The sequence below is a fragment of the Haloferax namakaokahaiae genome (assembly GCF_042663225.1).
In the GTDB taxonomy this organism is placed as follows: Archaea; Halobacteriota; Halobacteria; order Halobacteriales; family Haloferacaceae; genus Haloferax; species Haloferax namakaokahaiae.
This window is the reverse complement of record NZ_JBHTAA010000005.1, coordinates 1033329-1050939: the sequence shown is the minus strand read 5'-3', so window position 1 is coordinate 1050939 and position 17611 is coordinate 1033329. Positions and strand designations below refer to the sequence as shown.

At 63.0% G+C, this 17611-nt stretch carries 19 protein-coding genes; 8 read left to right on the top strand and 11 right to left on the bottom strand.

The window, feature by feature from the left end; all coding sequences use genetic code 11:
• Window positions 1-16: 16 nt before the first annotated feature.
• Entirely contained in the window at window positions 17-712 is a 696-nt protein-coding gene (locus ACFQJC_RS12990) for a hypothetical protein (RefSeq protein WP_390224140.1), read from the bottom strand.
• Window positions 713-809: 97 nt separating this feature from the next.
• On the opposite strand from ACFQJC_RS12990, the gene ACFQJC_RS12985 reads away from it, so the two are divergent.
• Both ACFQJC_RS12985 and ACFQJC_RS12980 read left to right on the top strand, forming a co-directional pair.
• The gene (locus tag ACFQJC_RS12985) at window positions 810-2240 is read left to right on the top strand and encodes an MATE family efflux transporter (protein ID WP_390224138.1); all 1431 of its coding nucleotides are present in this window, start codon (window positions 810-812) and stop codon (window positions 2238-2240) included.
• Between the two features lie 75 nt (window positions 2241-2315).
• Entirely contained in the window at window positions 2316-2495 is a 180-nt protein-coding gene (locus tag ACFQJC_RS12980; protein WP_390224136.1) for a hypothetical protein, read from the top strand.
• A 36-nt stretch (window positions 2496-2531) separates the two neighbouring features.
• Here the strand turns inward: ACFQJC_RS12980 and gatB are convergent, their stop codons facing one another.
• On the bottom strand, window positions 2532-4022 hold the full coding sequence (gene gatB, locus ACFQJC_RS12975) for an Asp-tRNA(Asn)/Glu-tRNA(Gln) amidotransferase subunit GatB (RefSeq protein ID WP_390224134.1): 1491 nt from the start codon (window positions 4020-4022) through the stop codon (window positions 2532-2534).
• A 120-nt stretch (window positions 4023-4142) separates the two neighbouring features.
• Between gatB and ACFQJC_RS12970 the strand changes: the two genes are divergently transcribed.
• The 4 genes from ACFQJC_RS12970 (at window position 4143) to ACFQJC_RS12955 (ending at window position 10668) form a co-directional block, all read left to right on the top strand.
• Window positions 4143-5507: an amidohydrolase gene (locus ACFQJC_RS12970; protein WP_390225621.1), complete on the top strand. Its 1365-nt coding sequence runs from the start codon at window positions 4143-4145 to the stop codon at window positions 5505-5507.
• A 137-nt stretch (window positions 5508-5644) separates the two neighbouring features.
• Window positions 5645-5932 (top strand): DUF7518 family protein, encoded by a 288-nt coding sequence (locus ACFQJC_RS12965; protein WP_390224132.1) that lies wholly within the window; start codon window positions 5645-5647, stop codon window positions 5930-5932.
• 76 nt (window positions 5933-6008) lie between these two features.
• The gene (smc, locus tag ACFQJC_RS12960; RefSeq protein ID WP_390224130.1) at window positions 6009-9602 is read left to right on the top strand and encodes a chromosome segregation protein SMC; all 3594 of its coding nucleotides are present in this window, start codon (window positions 6009-6011) and stop codon (window positions 9600-9602) included.
• Entirely contained in the window at window positions 9595-10668 is a 1074-nt protein-coding gene (locus tag ACFQJC_RS12955) for a segregation/condensation protein A (RefSeq protein WP_390224128.1), read from the top strand. Before smc ends, ACFQJC_RS12955 begins: the two co-directional genes overlap by 8 nt.
• Window positions 10669-10694: 26 nt before the next feature.
• Here ACFQJC_RS12955 and ACFQJC_RS12950 read toward each other — a convergent pair whose 3' ends face one another.
• The 4 genes from ACFQJC_RS12950 to ACFQJC_RS12935 all read right to left on the bottom strand — a co-directional run bounded on the left by ACFQJC_RS12950 (window position 10695) and on the right by ACFQJC_RS12935 (window position 13838).
• Window positions 10695-11069 carry a CBS domain-containing protein gene (locus ACFQJC_RS12950; protein ID WP_390224126.1) on the bottom strand — a complete coding sequence of 125 codons (375 nt, stop codon included), beginning with the start codon at window positions 11067-11069 and terminating at the stop codon, window positions 10695-10697.
• 96 nt (window positions 11070-11165) lie between these two features.
• Window positions 11166-12026 carry an S-methyl-5'-thioadenosine phosphorylase gene (mtnP, locus tag ACFQJC_RS12945; protein WP_390224124.1) on the bottom strand — a complete coding sequence of 287 codons (861 nt, stop codon included), beginning with the start codon at window positions 12024-12026 and terminating at the stop codon, window positions 11166-11168.
• A gap of 45 nt (window positions 12027-12071) precedes the next feature.
• The gene (locus ACFQJC_RS12940; protein WP_390224122.1) at window positions 12072-13043 is read right to left on the bottom strand and encodes an AEC family transporter; all 972 of its coding nucleotides are present in this window, start codon (window positions 13041-13043) and stop codon (window positions 12072-12074) included.
• 84 nt (window positions 13044-13127) lie between these two features.
• Window positions 13128-13838 (bottom strand): phosphoribosyltransferase, encoded by a 711-nt coding sequence (locus ACFQJC_RS12935; RefSeq protein WP_390224120.1) that lies wholly within the window; start codon window positions 13836-13838, stop codon window positions 13128-13130.
• A gap of 211 nt (window positions 13839-14049) precedes the next feature.
• On the opposite strand from ACFQJC_RS12935, the gene ACFQJC_RS18250 reads away from it, so the two are divergent.
• Together ACFQJC_RS18250 and ACFQJC_RS12930 are read left to right on the top strand one after the other, a co-directional pair.
• On the top strand, window positions 14050-14220 hold the full coding sequence (locus ACFQJC_RS18250; protein ID WP_465261514.1) for a DUF7563 family protein: 171 nt from the start codon (window positions 14050-14052) through the stop codon (window positions 14218-14220).
• 99 nt (window positions 14221-14319) lie between these two features.
• The gene (locus ACFQJC_RS12930; protein ID WP_390224118.1) at window positions 14320-15219 is read left to right on the top strand and encodes a PhzF family phenazine biosynthesis protein; all 900 of its coding nucleotides are present in this window, start codon (window positions 14320-14322) and stop codon (window positions 15217-15219) included.
• Window positions 15220-15237: 18 nt separating this feature from the next.
• Here the strand turns inward: ACFQJC_RS12930 and ACFQJC_RS12925 are convergent, their stop codons facing one another.
• The 5 genes from ACFQJC_RS12925 to ACFQJC_RS12905 are packed head-to-tail and all read right to left on the bottom strand — an operon-like array spanning window position 15238 to window position 17525.
• Window positions 15238-15999, bottom strand: a complete 762-nt coding sequence (locus tag ACFQJC_RS12925) for a proteasome assembly chaperone family protein (RefSeq protein WP_390224116.1) — start codon at window positions 15997-15999, stop codon at window positions 15238-15240.
• A gap of 50 nt (window positions 16000-16049) precedes the next feature.
• Window positions 16050-16229, bottom strand: coding sequence for an RNA-protein complex protein Nop10 (locus ACFQJC_RS12920; RefSeq protein WP_390224114.1), 180 nt, complete (start codon window positions 16227-16229; stop codon window positions 16050-16052).
• Window positions 16229-17029, bottom strand: a complete 801-nt coding sequence (locus ACFQJC_RS12915) for a translation initiation factor IF-2 subunit alpha (protein WP_390224112.1) — start codon at window positions 17027-17029, stop codon at window positions 16229-16231. Before ACFQJC_RS12915 ends, ACFQJC_RS12920 begins: the two co-directional genes overlap by 1 nt.
• Before the next feature lie 18 nt (window positions 17030-17047).
• The gene (locus ACFQJC_RS12910) at window positions 17048-17239 is read right to left on the bottom strand and encodes a 30S ribosomal protein S27e (protein ID WP_390224110.1); all 192 of its coding nucleotides are present in this window, start codon (window positions 17237-17239) and stop codon (window positions 17048-17050) included.
• A gap of 4 nt (window positions 17240-17243) precedes the next feature.
• A complete protein-coding gene (locus ACFQJC_RS12905) occupies window positions 17244-17525 on the bottom strand; it encodes a 50S ribosomal protein L44e (RefSeq protein WP_390224108.1) in 282 nt (93 codons plus the stop codon).
• Between the last annotated feature and the right edge of the window lie 86 nt (window positions 17526-17611).

Here is a 17611-nt window from a genome sequence, read left to right as displayed (position 1 = left end):
ACGCTTCGTCTCGGGGCTAACTCACGCGCCGCTGTTTGTACTTCACGTAGCTAAACCCGAGCCCCAGTGCGGCGACGACGACGCCCGCGAGTTCGATGAAGTCGCTACTCGTTAGCCCACCCCCGGTTCGCGGTGGTTCGCCGAGATTCGTCCCGCCGATATCGGCCGTCTCGACGGTGACCTGTGCGTCGGTTTCGGGTGTCGGATTCGTCTCGCCCGGCGTGTCGGTCGCCCCGAGCGTCAGTCGGTACGACCCCGCGCCGTAGGCTTCGATACCGGGGTAGTAGCCGCTGACGAAGACGCGGTGCCAGCCAGTCTCGCGGGCGACGACGCGAAGCGTCCGCGACTCGCCCGATTCGACCGTCACGGGATCAATCATCCCGACGTTCGACGCGTTGGTGATGACGACGGTCAACTCGCCCCAACTGTCGGTCGCCTCGAGCGTCGCCTCGACGTACTGCCCTTCGACGGCCCAGACGGCGATGTAGTCGTAGTCGATGTAGCGGTACTCACCGGTGTCCCAGTCGTAGTCGTAGGTAATCGTCCCCTCGACGGTCGTCCCGGACTCGACTTCCATCGGCCGCGCGGGGTCGTTGTTCGGCTCCTGTCCGGTCAGGGTCTGGCCGGCGACGACCACCGCTCCGAGTGGCGTGCTGAGGACTACGAGAAAGACGACGAAGACGACACAGACAGTCCCGACTGACGCACGCATTCGAAGGTACCAGTACGCGTTCTGGAATCATAATATCGCCGCTAATTCTGCAATTGCGACCCAATTCCTTTAACGCGATTCGAGCCAACCCACAGACGTGTCGAAGGACTCGCGTGTAGACATGACGACGGGGGCGATTGCGCCCAAACTCCTCACTCTGTCGTGGCCGCTCGTCGCGGGGAACCTCTTACAGACGCTCTACAACCTCGCCGACGTGTTCTGGGTCGGTCGCGTAAGCCCAGAGGCAGTCGCCGCAGTCTCGCTCATGTTCCCGACCACGTGGATGTTCATCTCGACGGCGATGGGTATCACGGCGGCGACGATTGCGCTCGTCTCCCAGCACGTCGGCGCGGGCGAGGACCGCGAGGCCGACCACGTCGTCGGCCAGACGATTCTCCTCACGCTCACGGTTTCGATAGCCCTCGCAGTCGTCGGATTCGTCTTCAGAGCGCCGCTGCTCACGCTCATCGGCGCGAAAGGCGCAGTGTACACCGAAGCCCTCGCCTACATCGAGGTCATCTTCCTCTCACTGCCGCTCACGTTCCTCTTCTTCGCCTTTCGAGCGGCGTTGCAGGGCGCGGGAGACACGAAGACGGCGATGTGGCTCATGGTCGTCTCCGCCGGACTCAACGTCGTCCTCGACCCGATTCTCATCCTCGGCTTCGGCCCAATCGTCGGGATGGGAACCCGCGGCGCGGCTATCGCCACGCTCATCGCGCGCCTCTTTGCGACGGGCGCTGGCATCTACATCCTGCTCCGCGGCGACTGGGGCGTCCAACTCCACGTCGAGGACCTCCGTCCCGACCGAGAGCGACTGGCGAAACTCGTCGATATCGGTTACCCCGCGACGCTCGACGGCTGGGCGCGGAGTTTCTCGGCCGTCGTGATGGCCGCGTTCGTCGCTCGGTTCGGTCCCGCCGCGACGGCGGCCTACGGCGTGGGCGTCCGTCTGATGTCCGTCTCGTGGACCGTCTCCGGAGCGGTCGGCCAGGCAACTGCGACGGGCGTCGGCCAGAATCTCGGCGCGAAGACGCCCGACCGCGCGGCCTCTGTCGCGTGGACGGCCACCGCCGCGACCATGGGCTTGCTCTTCGCCGCCGCCGGGTTCGTCCTCCTGTTCCCCGGCGAGGCGATTCGCCTGTTCGTGGACGACGACGCCGTCGTCACCGAGGGTATCACCTTCCTCCGAATCATCGCGCCGTCGTGGGCGTTCTTCGGCGGCGTCATGGTCATTCAGGGTGCCTTCCGCGGCGCGGGCATCACGAAGGCGTCGATGATTCTCTCCATCCTCTCGCGGTGGCTTCTCCGCGTGCCGGTGGCTATCGTCGTCGCCTTCTCGTGGACAGTCTCGCTTCCTGTCGTCGGGTCCATCTCGGGGTTCGGCTGGGGCGTCGATGGTCTCTGGTGGGCGTTCGTGACGGGTGCTGTCGGCTCCTTTATCATCGCCGTCTCGTGGTTCCGGCTCGGGACGTGGCGCGAGGGCATCTTGGACCGGCCCGAGGGGAAAGCGACGGCGGGCGACGACTGAGCGACCACCCGTCGAACCGAACATTCTGTTTTATGGCAACAAAGTATCATGTATGGTGGCCGCGAATGTACGGCTATGTCCCATACCCCAGAGTTGCCGGAACGATACGTCTGTGACAACTGCCACGTCATCTACGCGGGCACGGTGACACACGAAGACGAAGAGTTCCACTATTCGGAACCGACCGAGTGTGCGGCCTGCGGTTCGACGCACTTCGTCATCATCGAACAGTACGCCCGACACAAGACGCAGTAAAAACGGACGACGGAAGCGACCGACTCGCCTCGACGCTTACTCGTCGAGTCTCTCGCGGAGCAACTGGTTCGCGGTACCGGGGTCGGCGCTGCCTTTCGACTTCTGCATGACCTGTCCGACGAGGAAGTTGAGCGCGCCGCCCTCGCCTTCGTGATAATCCGAGACGGCGTCGGGGTTCTCGTCGATGGCGTCCTCGACGAAGCCGACGATTTCGTCGTCGTCGGCCTTCCCGAGTCCCTCGTTTTCCACGACCGTATCGGGGTCTGCACCTTCGTCGAGCATCTTGCGGAGAATTATCTCCTCGGCGTTCTTCGTCGTCACCTCGTCGGCGTCCACGAGTTCGATGAGTCGGGTGAACTCGTCGAGGCGGTCGGTCACGTCCGTAATTTCGAGGTCGCGGTAGTTGAGTTCGCCGAGGAGGTTGTCGGCGACCCACGTCGCGGCGAGGTCGGCGTCGAACTCGGCGGCGACGTTCTCGAAGAAGTCGGCGACTTCCTTCGTGGAGGTGAGCTTCGAGGCGGACTCCTCGTCGAGTCCGTACTCCTCGCTGAAGCGTTCGCGGCGGGCGTCGGGGAGTTCCGGAATCGGAATCTCCGCTTTCCAGTGGGCGACTTGGAGCGCCGGCAGGTCTGCCTCCTCGAAGTATCGGTAGTCCTTCTCCTCTTCTTTCGAGCGCATCGAGACCGTGATGCCGCGGGATTCGTCCCAGTGGCGGGTCTCCTGTTCGATGGCGCGGCCGCGCTTGACGGCGTTCTTCTGACGGGTGACCTCGTAGGCCAGCGCCTTCTCTGCGCCCTTGTGGCTGGAGATGTTCTTGACCTCGGTGCGGTTCGCGGCTTCGAGCGTCTCGATGGGAATCGTGCCGTCGTCTTCGACTTCGTCGGCGGGGACGAGCGAGATGTTGGCGTCCACGCGGAGCGAGCCGTCGCGGGTGGCGTCGAACACGCCGAGATATTCGAGTACCTCTTCCAGTTTGGCGAGGAACGCCCGCGTCTCCTGCGGACTGCGGAAGTCCGGTTCGGTGACGATTTCCATCAGGGGCGTCCCGGCGCGGTTGTAGTTCACCAGCGTGTAGTCGGCAGTGTCGATGCTGCCGCCTTTGTGCTGGAGGCTGCCGGGGTCTTCTTCGAGGTGGGCGCGCGTGATGCCGATGTCGCGGCGCTTGCCCTCGACGGAGACTTCGAGCACCCCGTCGGCGCAGATGGGCGCGTCGTACTGGGTGATCTGGAAGTTCTTCGGCAGGTCGGGGTAGTAGTAGTTCTTCCGGTGGAACCGGGTGTCTTCGGCCACTGAGGCGTTGAGTGCCTTGCCGATTTTCACTGCGGATTCGACCGCTTTCTCGTTGAGGACGGGGAGGGCACCCGGCAGGCCGAGACAGACGGGGCAGACGCGGGTGTTTGGCTCTTCGTCCTCAGCGGGCTCGGTCGAACAGCCACAGAAAATCTTCGTCGCCGTCTCGAGTTGCACGTGGACCTCCAACCCGATAACGACGGCAAGTTCACGCTGTTCGAGCGCTTGCGCAGTCATTGGCCGCGATTTAGCGGCGGGAGGCTAAAGAGTAACGGGAACGCCCGCGCCGAGGGAAGGGTCGAGTGCCGTCCCTTCCGGCAGGCGAGGTATCTAATAGGTGGCCGCGAACTGGCTGGCATGACCGATGCCGACGTTGCGGAACTCAAAGCCCGCGTGTGTGACGCCATCGACGCCCGGGCCGACGACATCATCGAATTCGCCAAAGACGTGCAGTCCGAACCCGAACTCGGGTACAAGGAAGTCGAGACGACGAAGAAAGTCGTCTCGCTCTTCGAATCGCTCGACCTCGACGTGGAGACCGAACTCGCCATCACCGGCGCCCGCGCTCGCGTCGGCGGCGAGAACGGTGACGACGGCGACGATTCGGACGACGAGTTCGTCGCGGCCGTCCTCGGCGAACTCGACGCGCTCGTCAACCCCGACCACCCGCTCGCCGACCCCGAGACGGGCGCGGTCCACGCCTGCGGACACAACGCTCAACTCGCCCACCTCGTCGGCACGGCCTTCGGACTGGTCGAAGGCGACGCCATCGACAGTCTCGACGCGGCCGTGGAGTTCGTCGCCGTCCCCGCCGAAGAGTATCTGGACCTCGACTACCGCCGCTCTCTCGTCGAATCGGGCGACATCGAGTTCTTCGGCGGCAAGCAGGAACTCATCCGCCGCGGCTACGTGGACGACTGGAACATGGCCGTCATGATGCACGCCGGCAGCGACGAACCCGAACGCGTCGTCACGAGCAACTTCTCCACGAACGGCTTCGTGGGCAAGTTCGTCACCTACCTCGGCCGCGAGTCCCACGCGGGCGCGGCACCCGAAGAGGGCGTCAACGCGCTCAACGCAGCGATGCTCGGCATGAACGCCGTCAACGCCCTGCGCGAGACGTTCGCCGACGAGGACTACGTCCGCGTCCACCCGATTATCACCCGCGGCGGCGACGGGGTCAACGTCGTGCCCGCCGAGGTGACCATGGAGTCCTACGTTCGCGCTAAATCCATCGAGGCGGTCGGCGAGGCGAACGAAGCCGTGAATCGGGCGCTTCGCTCCGGCGCGATGGCGGTCGGCGGCGACGTGGAAATCGAGGACTTCCCCGGCTACATGCCGCTCTCGACGGACCAGACCATCATCGACGCCTACGACGACAACGTCCGTGACCTCCTGGGAGAAACGGCGCTCAGCCCCGGCCAACCGCACCTCGCTGGTTCGACCGACATGGGCGATATCACGCAACTGGTGCCGGGAATCCACCCGTGGACCGGCGGCTTCGAAGGGGCCGTCCACGCCCGCGACTTCCGCGTCGTGGACGAGGAGATGGCCTACATCGTCCCGGCGAAACTCACCGCCTGCACGCTCATCGACGTACTCACGGACCCCGAGGCGCGCGAGCAACTCCGCGCGGCGAAGGCCGAAAAGCGGACGCGGGAAGAGTACCTCGACGCGGTCCGCGACTTCCGCGCGAGCGAAACCGAGTCGCACCTAACCTGATTCGACTGGACCATTCGCTCAGTTCGCCGCTCGTTTCGGGTGAATCGGTCGAGAATCGGCCGTACTCACGCACACGTATCACGTTTTCGGTGAATGTCTGACGCACATTTATGTCTCTCGCGGCGGGTAATTTGCCCATGAGCAATAGGGTGGAGGAACTCGAATCGAAGGTTGCAGAACTCCAAGCAGCAGTCAACGGTCTCACCGAAGAACTCGTCGAGACGAAAGAGCGACTCCGACAACTCGAAGACGCGAACGACGTGCAAGTCCCCTCGCGGGCCGCACAGCGTCGGTTCGAAGAGACGCCGGAAGAGGCAGAATCTCCAGACTCTCAGCCGGAGGGCGATGAAACTAAAACGGATGAAACCGAGGGTGCTGATAACGACGGAGAAGAGAGCCTCGGCGACGACATTATCGTTGCGTAAGGCCCTTCTCTCCTAGGCGCGCCCGTTGTCCAGACGGCGCGTTTACTGCGGGAACATCCCGCTCGAAAAATAACCTATGCACATTAAAGAAATCGTCCTCGACGGCTTCAAGAGTTTTGGACGACCGACGCGTATCCCGTTCTACGAGGATTTCACCGTCGTCACCGGCCCGAACGGGTCCGGGAAGTCGAACATCATCGACGGCGTCCTGTTCGCACTCGGCTTGGCCCGCACTCGCGGGATTCGCGCCGAAAAGCTGACCGACCTCATCTACAACCCCGGCCACGCCGACGGCAGCGGTGAGGAATCGACGAAGACGAAAGAAGCGAGCGTCAGCGTCGTCCTCGACAACTCCGACGGCACGCTCGACCGCTCGCAGGTCATCAACGCCGCGGGCACCGACAACGTCGGCGACGTCGAGGAGATAAAAATCAAGCGCCGCGTCAAAGAGACCACGGACAACTACTACTCGTACTACTACCTCAACGAGCGGTCGGTCAACCTCTCGGACATTCAGGACCTGCTCGCACAGGCCGGCATCACGCCGGAGGGGTACAACGTGGTCATGCAGGGCGACGTGACCGAGATTATCAACATGACGCCCTACCAGCGACGGGGCATCATCGACGAAATCGCGGGCGTCGCCGAGTTCGACGCGAAGAAAGACGCCGCGTTCGAAGAACTCGAAGCGGTGCGAGAGCGCGTGGACGAGGCCGACCTGCGCATCGAAGAGAAGGAAGGCCGACTCGACCAACTCTCCGACGAGCGCGAGACGGCACTCCAGTACAAGGGACTCCGCGACGAGAAAGAAGAGTACGAGGGCTACCTCAAAGCCGCCGAACTCGAAGACAAGCGCGACGACCTCTCGCGGACCGAATCCCGCATCGACTCGACCGACTCCAAACTCGCGGAGTTGAAAGTCGAACTCGACGAGCGACAGGGGAAGGTCACCCGATTGGAAGAGGACCTCGAAGACCTCACCCACGAAATCGAGCGCAAGGGCGAAGACGAGCAACTCAAGATAAAGTCCGAGATGGAGGAGATAAAAGGCGACATCTCGCGCGCCGAGAACTCCATCGAAGCCGCCGAAGAGAAGATAGACGACGCCGAGGCCGAACGACGCAAGGCGTTCGTCGATATCGACCGCAAGCAGGAGAAGATAGACGACCTCGAAGGCGACATTCGAACCATCAAGGTCGAAAAGGCGTCGGTCAAGAGCGACATCCAGTCCAAGCGGGTCGAACTGAGCGAAGTGCAGGCGGAAATCGACTCCGTCGATACCGAGTTCGACGAACTCAAATCCGAGCTTTCGGAGAAGAAATCGGCCGTCGAGGAACTGAAGACGGAGAAGAACGACCACCAGCGCGAGAAGGACCGCCTCCTCGACGACGCCCGTCGCCGCTCGAACGAACTGTCCGAGACGCAGGCCGAAATCGAGCGGACCCGCGAGCAGATTCCGGAGCTCAAGGCACGTCTCTCGGACCTCCACAGCGAACTCGACACGGCCGAGAAGAACAGCGCCAAAATCGACGGCATCATCGACGACCTGCAGGCCGAAAAACAGGAGTTGCAAGACCAACTCTCGGACGTGACCGACGAACTCCAGTCGAAGCAGTCGGAGTACGCGCGCCTCGAAGCGCGCGCCGGACGCGACGGCGACACCTCGTGGCCGCGTGCGGTGACGACGATTCTCAACGCCGGCAAATCCGGAGTCCACGGCGCGGTCGGCGAACTCGCATCCGTCGATGGCGAGTACGCGAAAGCCTGTGAGACCGCCGCCGGTGGCCGTCTCGCCAACGTCGTCGTCAGCGACGACCGAGTCGGTTCGGACTGTATCGACTACCTCAAGTCCAGAAACGCGGGCCGTGCGACGTTCTTGCCCATCACGAAGATGGACAACCGTAGCCTGCCGCGAAAGCCGAACAACCCGGGCGTCGTGGACTTCGCCCGCAATCTCGTCGAGTACGACTCCCAGTACGAGTCCATCTTCTCGTACGTCCTCGGTTCGACGCTCGTCGTCGAGGACATGCAGACCGCGCGCTCGCTGATGGGCGACTACCGCATGGTGACGCTCGACGGCGACCTCGTCGAACGCTCCGGTGCGATGACCGGCGGGTCCGGCGGTGGCTCTCGGTACTCCTTCTCCAAGTCCGGCGAGGGTCGCATCGAGCGCATCGCCAAGGAGATAACGAAACTCGAAGACCAGCGCCGCTCGCTCAACAGCGAGATTCGAGACATCGACTCGGACCTCGAAGACGCCCGCGGCCGCGCGTCCGACGCCGCCGACCGCGTTCGCGCCATCGAGCGTGACATTGCGGACGCCGAAGAAGACATCGAAGAGACCGAAGACGAAATCGGTGAACTCGAAGACAGAGTCGCCGAACTCCGCGACGAACGCGAGTCGGTGGACGAGCAGATGTCCGCTCTCGACGACGAAATCGCCGACCTCGACGACGAAATCGAGGGCATCGAGGCCGAAATCGAAGAGATAGAGACGGAACTCGCCGACTCCGAGATTCCGGAACTCACGAGTCGGGCGGACGAGATTCGCGCCGATATCTCCGAACTCGAAGAGCGTATGTCGTCGCTCGACGGCCGCCTCAACGAACTCCAACTTGAGAAGCAGTACGCCGAAGAGGCGGTGGACGACCTACACGACACCGTCGAATCCGCACAGAACCGCAAGGCTGCGGCACGCGAAGCTATCCGTGAGGCGGAGGCCGATATCGAAGCCAGCGAGGAGAAACTCGAAGAAAAACGCGAGGCGGTCGCCGAACTCGAAGAGGAGTTGGTGGACCTCAAAGACGACCGGAAGGAACTCCAGTCCGAACTCCGCGAGGCGCGCACGAAGCGCGACGAGAAGAAAGACCGGGTGACTGCGGTCGAATCGAAGTTAGAGAGCCTCCAATCGGCCGCCGAGCGCCTCGAATGGGAGATAGACGAACTCGAATCGCAGGTCGGCGACTACGACCCCGAGGAGATTCCCGACCACAGCACGGTCGAATCCGAAATCGAGCGCCTCACCGAGGAGATGGAGGCGCTCGAACCCGTCAACATGCTCGCTATCGACGAGTACGACGACGTGAAGGCGGCCCTCGAAGACCTCACCGAGCGCCGCGACGTACTGGTCGAAGAGCGTGATGCGATTCGAGAGCGCATCGAGCAGTACGAGTCCCAGAAGAAGGCGACGTTCATGGAGTCGTTCGACGCCATCGCCGAGAACTTCACGGACATCTTCGAACGCCTGTCGAACGGGACCGGACAGCTCCACCTCGAAAACCCCGAAGACCCGTTCGAAGAGGGCCTGACGATGAAGGCACAACCGGGCGACAAGCCGATTCAACGCCTCGATGCGATGTCCGGCGGCGAGAAGTCGCTGACGGCCCTGGCGTTCATCTTTGCCATCCAGCGGCACAATCCCGCGCCGTTCTACGCACTGGACGAGGTTGACGCCTTCCTCGACGCGGCGAACGCCGAACGCGTCGGCCAGATGGTCGATGACCTCGCGGGCGACGCGCAGTTCGTCGTCGTCTCGCACCGCTCGGCGCTGCTCGAACGCGCGGAGCGCGCCATCGGGGTGACGATGCAAGGCGACAACGTCAGTGCCGTCACGGGCATCAGATTCGGCGACGACGAGGAAGAAAAGCCAGAGGTCCCGGCGGATGACTGACGACATCCCCGAACTCAACCTCACGAGCGAGCGCGACACGTCTGCGGACGACGTGTTCAGTTTCGACCGCGACGGGGATGACGAACAGACTGCGGGGGACGAACAGGTCGCCGATGCCGACACCGACGACGGCGACGCCCTCGACGCCGAGATGGACGAGTTACTCCCCGAGTCGGCCGACTCCGACGAGGACGAGGTCGAACCGGTCGAACTCCTCGTCCAACTCGCCAAGGAGGGCCGTATCGACCCGTGGGACATCGACATCGTGGACGTGACCGACGCGTTCCTGACGCGCCTCGACTCGATGGACCTGCGGACGACCGGTCGCGCCCTCTTTTATGCGAGCGTCCTCCTGCGGATGAAGTCCGACGAGTTGCTCGCACCGGACGAACCCGAGGAAGACGAACTCGAACCGTGGGAACTCGCCATGCAGGGCGGGCCAGAGGAGGGCCCCCCCGGCGACGACGCGCCCGGATTCGACCCCATCGCCGAACTCGAAGACGAGATGGACCGCCGGCTGGAGCGCAAGAACGCCCGCGGGTCGCCGAAGACGTTGGACGAACTCGTCCGCGACCTGCGAGACGCGGAACGCGGCTCGTGGTGGAAAGACCGCCGCGAGTACGATACGTCGCGCTCGCCACGCGGGTTCTCCCGGGGCACGCAGACGCTCGACTACCACGCCGCGGGCGAGATGCGCGGTGCGGGCGAACCCACCGAGAACGACGTGACCGGAACCGCGCACGACGAACACATCGAAGACGTGGTCGAAGAAGTCGGGAGCGTCCTCAACACCCACTACGAGAACGGCCGCGACGAAGTCCTGTTCGCGGAGATTCGAGACGTGGCCGACACGGTGATGACGACGTATCTCGCCCTCCTCTTTCTCGCCCACCGGAGTTTCGTCACGCTCCAACAGGACGAGATATTCGGCGACCTGTGGATTCAGGACCCCGAAGCGTTCGCGGAGGAAGATGACGTAGACGACGCCGACGAAGACGAAGTCGCCGGCGACGAGACCGACGAACGAGCGGGCGAACTCGAAGCAGAAGCCGTCGCCGACGACTGAAGACGGTCTACTTTCTGCGGTCGGCGTTACGAGAGATGTGCAGTGACGTCGGTAGACGAAATCATGCCGACGTAGTCGTCGTCAACGACGGGGAGATGTTTGATACCGTAGTTGGTCATCATCGCCGCGACTTCCTCCATGTAGAGGTCCGGGGTGGCGGTCTCGACGTCCGTCGTCATCACTTCGGTCACTTTCAGTTTCGAGACGTCTCGTCCGTCGGCGACGGCGTCGAGCACGTCCGTACTGCTGATTATCGCTCGTGGTGAGGTCCGAACGACCAGTGCGTTGATGTCCTTCTCGCGCATCTGCTGTACCGCCTCCATCACTGTCGCGTCCTTCGAAATCATCTCCAGCGGCGTGGACATGACGTCTTTGACGGTGACTCTGTCAGTAGAACTCATACTATCTATAACTGGTACGCAGGGTTAAGAGTGTTAATCGACGGGGAGTACGTTTTCGGCCGCCAGTAGGGCCCCGACAATCCCGAGAGACGGGGATTACTCGACGTAGTTCTCGATGAGCGGCGCGAGTTTCTCTTTCGTCTCTTGCGGGATGGCGTCGTCGGGCGTGTTGATGGTGCCCTCCAGTGCGGAGTGACTCGGCGTCTCGTGGTCGTCGGGAATCTTTCGAATCGCGGCTTCGACCGTCTCCTTGATGGCCTCCTCGTTGGCGGCGGCGTTCTTCAGGACTTCGTCGAGGGTGACCTCACTCGATTCTTTCCACACGTCGTAGTCGGTGACGCCGGTGATGGTCGCGTAGGCGATTTCTGCCTCGCGGGCGAGTTTCACCTCCGGAATCGTGGTCATACCGATGATGTCCCAGCCCTGTGCGCGGTAGTGCTCGGACTCGGCTTTCGTGGAGTAGGAGGGACCTTCGATACAGACGTAGGTGCCGCCCTCCTGGACTTTCGCGTCGGTCGCTTCTTCAGCGGCTTCTGCGAGGATGGAGACGAGTTCCTCGTCGTAGGGCATCGCAAAGGGTTGGTGGACGACGATACCTTCGTCGAAGAACGTCAGCGGGCGGTGTTTGGTGCGGTCGTAAATCTGGTCGGGGACGACGAGCGTCTGCGGCGGCAGGTCCTCTTTGAGGCTCCCGACGGCGTTGCTGGCGAGGATGTGGGTGACGCCGAGTTGCTTGAGCGCGAAGATGTTCGCGCGGTAGGGGAGCGTCGTGGGCGAGTGTTGGTGGTCGGGACCGTGTCGCGGGAGGAAGACGACTTCGCGGCCGGTATCGCCGAACTCACCGACGATGGGCGTGGTCGATGGCTCGCCGAACGGTGTCTCGACGGGTTCCTCACGGGTGTTTTCGAGGGGCAGTGCCTCGTAGATTCCGCTACCACCGATAAATCCAATCTTCATACCCGAACGAGGGCGAGGGCGCACAAAATCGTGGCGAATCGCCCGCTATACGACCATCCCGGATTCGAGGAGGAAGATGAGCACCGAGAGCGTCGGGATGCTGATGAGCGTCGTCACGAACACCGCCGCGGAGACGAACTGCGCGAGCGGAACGCCACCCATCTCGCTGTCTCCGAACTCGGCGACGAGGATGAGGGGTGTGACGGCGGCGGGCATGGCCGCTTCGAGGACGAACGTCCGGGCGACCACGGGGTCGCCGAAGCCGACGACCAGTGCGATTCCGACCGCGACGGCGGGAGCGACGACCATCTTCAGCCCGGCGACGAGTCCGACTCGTGACAGGGTCGAACCCAAGTCGGCGCGTGCGAGTTGAATCCCCAGAATGAGGAGCATGATTGGAATCGAGGAGTCGCCGACGAGTTTGAGCGTCTGCATGGCCGCGAGGTCGGTCGGCGGAACGAGACCGAGATACCGAGCGAGCAAGGCGGCGACGACGGCGTAGACGAGCGGGATTCGGAGGACGTTTTCGAGGCTCGCGCGCCACGTCGCGCGGCCGCCGTCGGCTCTCGTGTTTCCACGACTCGCAATGTAGACGCCGAGCGTGTAGATGACGATGCTCTGGACGGCGAGAAAGATGACCGCCGTCGAGCGCCCGCCGTCGCCGAAGGCGAACGACGAGACGGGTATGCCGTAGTTGCCGGAGTTCGGGAAAGCGGCGACGAGGACGAGCGCACCGAGGAGGGGTTCGGAGACGCCGACGACGCGAGCGACCGCGCCCGCGACGAGAATCATGGCGACGTGATAGACGACGACGCTCCCGGTGAGCGAGACGAGCGTCGAGCCGTCGAGGGTGGTCGTGGCGAGGCTATAGAAGACGAGGGCGGGCGCGAGGACGTACACCGTGACCGTGTTGAGCGGGTCGGGGTCGATGTCCTTCACGCGTCCGAGGACGAAGCCGACGGCACCGATAGCGAGGATGGGGAGGAGCGCCGTCACGAAGATAGAAAGGAGTGACATACTCGGGGCGACGGCGGTGTGACTCAGGAAGGTTTCGCTTCGGACGAACAGGAGTCGAGTCGGCGTGGAAACCGATGTCCCGACTTACGCGCCGAGACCGTCGTTCTCGACGAGTCGCCACGCGTCGCCGGTCGATTCGACGTAGTCGCGGCGCTCCATCTCCGCCAGCACTTCTGGGAGTCGGTCGGGTTGTGCGATTTCCATCTCGATGCGGTCCACGTCGTGGAACTCGGCGAGGTAGTGCCGAACGTCCTCTTCCTCGAACGTCTCTTCGTCGGCTTTCGCCATGACGCCCGAGACGAGGTCTATCATGTCTTCGATGAAGTTCCACGGGTAGACGACCCACGCCCACTCTTCGAGGCGTTCGCCCACGTAGTCGGGTTCGAACTCGCTCGTCTGGAGCAGTTGCAGGGTCGCCGTGCGAACCTCGCCCGCGTCGCGTTCGGTCACGTACTCGTAGGCGTGCTTGATAGAGCCGCCGGTGTCGGCGATGTCGTCGATGATGAGTACGTCTTTGCCTTTGACGCTCCCTTCCGGCATCGGGTAGCGTACTTCCGGTTCGTTCGATTTCTGGGCCGTACCGACGTAGTGCTCCATCTTCAGACTCGTCAGGTCGTCGAGTCCGAGGAAATCGCAGATACATCGACCCGCGAACCATCCGCCGCGCGCGAGCGCGACGATGACGTCGGGTTCGAATTCAGACTCTTTGACGTCGTTCGAGACGTCGCGGCAGAGTCCGTAAATGTACTCCCAGTTCGTGATGGTGCACTTAAACTCGTCGGGGAGGTCGCCCATATCTTCCGTTCACCGTCCGTATTCCGTACCTGAGTCCCTTTAATCTGTACGACTCGCTTCCGGTACGCGTTTCGTACCCACACCACGTGACTGTCGCCGTTAATGGTCTCTTAATGACGAAAACGGGAGTTTCAGGAACTGCATAACGCATGTTAACAAAGGGCATAGTTATGTCTGATGGGTGAGTAGCGGAGGGTGCTGGTGAACAACAATGCATACGTGTGGAAACTGCGGAGAATTCGTGTCCCGTGACTTCGTTCGAGTGTTCGGCAACGAAGCGAACGAAGTCATCGGTTGCCCAGCCTGTATGAACATGCGCGAGATGATGCACGGTGATGGTGCACGTCACGCGCCGTCCGGAGTCCGCTGGACCCGGGCGTGAGTGACTGTCGTTACAATCCCCGCTCATACCTACTCATCCTCTCACATTCCCTGACCCGCGACCAACAGGTTTGATAGGTCGCCACAGAGAGCGCAGTGCATGGATAGCCGACGCGCGCTCCTCGTCGATGCGTTCACGACAGAATCGCTCACAGGCAACGCCGCGGGTGTCGTCCCCGACGCGGACGGTCTCGACGAAGCCCAGATGCGCGCCGTCGCCGCCGAACTCGGTGCCAGCGAGACCGCGTTCGTCTGCTCGTCGCCGAGTGCCGACCTTCGCATTCGTTACTTCACGCCCACACAGGAAATCGACCTCTGCGGCCACGCGACCATCGCCGCGTTCGCCCACCGCTACGCCGAAGGCGCGCTCACGGCCGGTGACTACTCGCTCGAAACGAACGTCGGCACGCTCGACATCGCCGTCGAACCCTCCGGCCGAGTGTGGATGACGCAGGACGCCCCGACGGTCACCGAACTCGATATCGAATACGACCGCGTCGCCGACGCGCTCGGCATCGACCCCGCCGCGCTCCGAGACGTGGGTGCCGACCTGCCCATCGCCTGCGCCTCCACCGGCCTGCCGTTCGTCGTCGTTCCCGTCAACTTCCTCGAACACCTCTCAGGTGCGTCGCCCGACCAGCAGGCCCTCGCGGCACTCGCCGACGAGTTCGACGCCGCGGGCGTCTACGCCTTTACCTTCGACGCCATCGACGCCGAATCGACGCTCCACGCACGCTGTTTCTGCCCCGGTATCGGTATCCCCGAAGACCCCGCGACTGGCACTGCGAGCGGCGCGTGCGGGGCGTATCTCCGACACGTCGGCGCGTTCGACGAACTCCCGGACGAACTCCGGTTCGAACAGGGCCACTTCATCGACCGCCCGAGTGCCGTCTCGGTTCGCGTCGCAGAGCGCGTTCGCGTCGGCGGCACGGCGGTGCAGTCGCTCGACGGGCAGATTTCGATACCAGAATACGGTGACGACGACATCATCGAGGCGTAACCTCGACTCTCGGACCGTCTACCCGATGTAGCGCAGGTCGTCGTCGCTCGGCAGGCTCTGTTGCTGCTGCATCTCCTGAATCTTCTGTGCGACCTCTTTCATCTCGTCGGCGCGCTCTTCGAGCGCCTCGAAGCCGACTTCGAACGAGAGCAACTCCTGTAGCACTTCGATGACGACCTGTGCGCTGTGGGGGTCCACGAGGTAGCCGCTCGTCTCGCCCATCAGACACGCCGCGTCGAGACCGCGACGGCTTCCCATACCGAGCAGGAGGCCGGAGACGCCGACGATGCCGCCCGCGGGTTCGTCGTCGCGGAACTCCACGCCCGCGTCTTCGAGCGTTTCGACCTGCGACTCGTTGGCGACCGCACCGAGGACCGCGGGTTCGTCCACGAGTTCGCCGGTCGGCACACCACCGAGCGCGAAGAGGCGTTCGACGCCGAACTCCTCGGCGATATCGAGAAAGACGTCGGTGAGGTGGTAGTGGCCCTCGTTCGACTGGGCCTGGTGGTCACCGGTGAGAAGGAGCAGGTCGGGTCCCTCGCCCGGCGTCTCGACGGCGTGGAGTTCGACGTGGGTCAACTCGGCCGTGCCGTCTTCGATGGTGACCTGCGGCGGGAAGCAATCGGCGTAGACGCGTTTGACCAGCGTCGCGTCCTCGAACTCCTCCAAGAGGTGTTCGACGGCGAGTTTGCCGACGTTGCCGACGCCCGGAAGCCCCTCGATGAGCACGGGGTCCGAGAGCGTCGTCTCTTCGACAGCCTCGATTTCGATGTCGTCCATGCACGTACGACCGAACGCCCCGGTAAAGAGGGCGTCGGTCGCCCCGTCGATTATTCGACGCGACGTTTCCGTGCGCGGCGGTAGTCGCCGTAGGGGTCTTCGGGATTGAACGGGGCGGGTGCGCTGTTCTCGGTGTCTGCACCGCACTCCGGACAGGTAGAGGAAAGGGTGTACACCGGGCGGTCGTGGTGGTCGCGCCACGCACCACACACCCGGATGTCCGATTTCATTACTCTTCGTCGCCGCTGCGTTCGCGGTGGTACTCCGCGGTGCCGCCCGCCGCCTCGATGGACTCGCGGGCGCGTGCGACGCTCGCTTCGAGCGCCGACTCGGCGGTCTTGTAGTCGGGGGCCTTCACCTTGATGCGGTATTCGGGCGCGCCGACGTAGGTGACCGCGAGTTCGATTTCGTCGCTGACTTCACCGTCGCCTTCGGCGGCTTTCAGCGCCGCCTTCACGTCGTCAACGCCGTCGCCTGCGGGCGAGCGCAAATCGACGTAGCCGGTGACGTTGACGTACGGAACGGAGACGTTCTGTCGAGCGGTTTCGACGATTGTCTCGATTTCGTCGTCGTCGAGGTCAACGTCTGCGAGGGCTTCTGCGCCGTGAATTGCGGCTTGTTCGAAGCCATCGTAGAGCGACTCGAATTCGGCGAGCAGCGCGTTTGCGACGGCTCCGTACTCCTCGTCGGAGATGTCTTCTCCGAAGGCGAGCGCCATCCACTTGTCCGCTTTCTGCTCGTTCTTCCACTCCTGGATCTTCTCTTTCCGCTGGTGCTCGTTGACGTCCTTGATCGAGAGGTCGATCTGTTGTGAACTCTCGTTCACTTCGAGGACTTTAGCAACGACTGTCTGTCCTTCGCGGACGTGGTCGCGGACGTTCTTGATCCAGCCACTGGCGACTTCGCTGATGTGGCACAGTCCGCGCTTGTCTTCGTACTCTTCGAGGTCTACGAAGACTCCGAAGTCTGCGATTTCGTCAACCTTACCGACGACGAGTTCACCGGGGTCAGGCCATCCGCTGTACTTCATACGGGTTCCTCCGAAGCGTTATGCCTCGACCTTGTTGCCACGGTTCTCGACGGTCTCGACGACCTCTCCGTGGAATTCGGCGTTGCCGCCAGTCGGGGTCGCAAGCGTCGTGCCACAGACGGCACAGCTGACGACCGAGGAGGCTTTTCCGAAGACAATCTGTTCGTTGCCACAGTCGGGGCATGCGACTTTGTAGTAGTTTCCTGCCATGGGTTTATTCCTGGAATTCGAGTCGGCCTGCGCGCCATCCCTTTCGCATGTGGGCTTTGCCACAGTCCGAGCAGATGTACTTCAGGTGCGTCTTCTTCGTTGGCTTGTCGCCACCGGGCACCTTGGAGAACTTACCTGCGTTACCGATGGTCGCCTTCCCGCGGCGGGTCTGGCGAGCGTTCCACTTCATACCGGTCGGGCGTCCCGTCCGGACTTTCTCCACTTCGTGCTCGTGGTGAGCCTGGCAGTGGGGGCAATACGTGTTGAAACGGCGTGGCATCTGCATAGATATCGACCTTGTGGGGGATTCGACATGGTGCGTTAAAACCCGTTTGGTTCGCCGCGACCCCTAACGGGCCTTCTGTGCCCCGA